This is a genomic window from Bacillus cereus group sp. Bc061 (assembly GCF_027715825.1).
Taxonomy (GTDB): Bacteria; Bacillota; Bacilli; order Bacillales; family Bacillaceae_G; genus Bacillus_A; species Bacillus_A paranthracis.
Genome location: NZ_JAQFTZ010000030.1, coordinates 1 through 2,024, shown reverse-complemented (window position 1 = coordinate 2,024; position 2,024 = coordinate 1). Strand labels below are relative to the sequence as shown.

The following is a 2,024-nucleotide window of genomic DNA, read 5'->3' as shown; positions in this document are numbered from 1 at the left end:
TCGTCACTTAAAAGCGGGAGTAGAAAGCGCGTCGGAATAAGTAGGAATACAGCAAAAAGGGCCAATGCTAAAAGCATCGGACCAAATTTTGCTTTGTTCATCGGATTTCTTCCAACTTCTTAATAACCATGTTTGGAGTAGCCCACTCGTCACGATCAAAATCAGAAATAGAAACTTCAATATCTAAACGCTCTTGGAATTCAACTAATAAAGATACTACAGCGAAAGAATCAAGAATACCTTCTTCAAATAATTGAACATCTAAGTTTTCTTTTACAATATCGTTTTCACATACTTCTTCTAAAATATCTAATACTTGCTCTTTAAATTCTGCCATTTTTAAAATCTCCTTTATATCCGAAATATATTATATGTGCAACTTCTTAATGGTATAAGAAGGGTGCATTAAAAGTATCTGTTAAGGTGTCCAGAGAAAATTAGGAAACCGAAACATACAACGTGGAACGTAATTACGATCGCAAGGACGTGTGTAAATTTGTTGTTTGGCCAAAACTTATGCTTTTTGTTTTTTCGTTCGAAAATATCGAATAGAATAAACAGTGCGGCATGATAAAGACCATAAATAATGTATTGATACACATGCTCACCAGTAATATGCCAAATTCCCATAATGAAGAAGTTTAAAAACGCCCCGATATACGAAATAGTGTAACGGTTCTTAATTAACTTTTTCTTCGTTGCAAAAAAGACGAAACGCATGTAAATAAAATCACGGAACCAGAATGATAAACTCATGTGCCAGCGGTTCCAGAAGTCTTTAATATTACGACTAAGGAACGGTTTATTAAAGTTTTCTGGCGTTTTAATACCCATCATATAACTCACACCAATTACAAATGAGCTATAACCAGCAAAGTCGAAGAATAAATATAAGCTATAGCTATACATGTAAATCATATTGGATAGGATTGTATCTTGCTGTGCAAATGCCGGATCCATAAAATATTGCTTTATTAAGTAAGCGATAATAAATTTATACAAGAAACCTTGGAAAATACGGTTTAATCCAGTATATAGTAAATTTTGATATTCTTCTGCACTAGGTGGCTTTTGAATATCTTTTTGGAATCTACGGTAACGATCGATAGGTCCTGTTGAAATTGCTGGGAAGAATAAAACGAATTCCCAAAAATTAAAGAAGGATAGTTCTTTAATTAAACCATCACGAACTTCAAATACCATTTGTACTGCCCTAAATGTTACATAAGACATACCTAAAAATACAATAAACTTTAGGTCAGGTGCAAATGGTGCGATTTTTGCCAAAATAAGTGGCAAAATTGATAAAATAACAGCTATACAAAACGTGAATGTACTATTATTTTGTTTTCTTAAAAGTAAATAGCCTTTAATTAGGGCATATTGCCAAATAATAAATGCGGCTAACATAATCGCTTGCTTCGGTTTATCTGAGAAGATAATAGCAAGCATGACTAATGTTAAAACGGCATTATATTTACGCAACATTTTACCTTTTAATCCAGCTATGATAGTAGGTATTAATAAAATGCCCACTATAGCGAAAAAATAAAATGATCCATATGCGGTCATGCTGTAACCTCACTCAATAATTTTTTGCGATCTACCTTTCCATTTGGTGTCATTGGAATAGAAGATTGATACATGAATTTACGTGGAATCATGTAGTTTGGTAATCGCTCATTGAGTTCTTTTTTGATTGCAGATGTTAATTTGAATTCTTTTTCAAATGAATGTTCTCCAGGAACAACAACCGCTAATAAATAATCGTATTTCTCACCTTTTTTAATTGGAACGATAACTGCTCCTTCTACGTAAGAACACGCACGAAGATGATGCTCAATTTCTTCTAATTCCATTCGATAACCATGCAGCTTAATTTGGAAATCAAGACGACCATTATAGAATAGAAGACCATTTTCAACATAGCCAGCATCGCCTGTTTTATAGGCGCGCTCACCGTCAATCATAGTAAATGCTTTTTCTGTTAATTCAGGGCTTCCTAAATATCCAACGCTTACGCT

The 2,024-nt window shown here is 33.6% G+C and carries 3 protein-coding genes; all 3 read right to left on the bottom strand.

Annotated elements, in window-relative coordinates; genetic code table 11:
• Nucleotides 1–97: 97 nt before the first annotated feature.
• Nucleotides 98–337: a D-alanine--poly(phosphoribitol) ligase subunit DltC gene (gene dltC, locus PDQ40_RS27985; RefSeq protein ID WP_000807310.1), complete on the bottom strand. Its 240-nt coding sequence runs from the start codon at nucleotides 335–337 to the stop codon at nucleotides 98–100.
• Between the two features lie 68 nt (nucleotides 338–405).
• On the bottom strand, nucleotides 406–1,572 hold the full coding sequence (gene dltB, locus PDQ40_RS27980) for a D-alanyl-lipoteichoic acid biosynthesis protein DltB (RefSeq protein WP_229132081.1): 1,167 nt from the start codon (nucleotides 1,570–1,572) through the stop codon (nucleotides 406–408).
• On the bottom strand, nucleotides 1,569–2,024 hold a 456-nt coding region (locus PDQ40_RS27975; RefSeq protein WP_270691784.1), incomplete at its 5' end, for an AMP-binding enzyme. The genes PDQ40_RS27975 and dltB, both read right to left, overlap by 4 nt.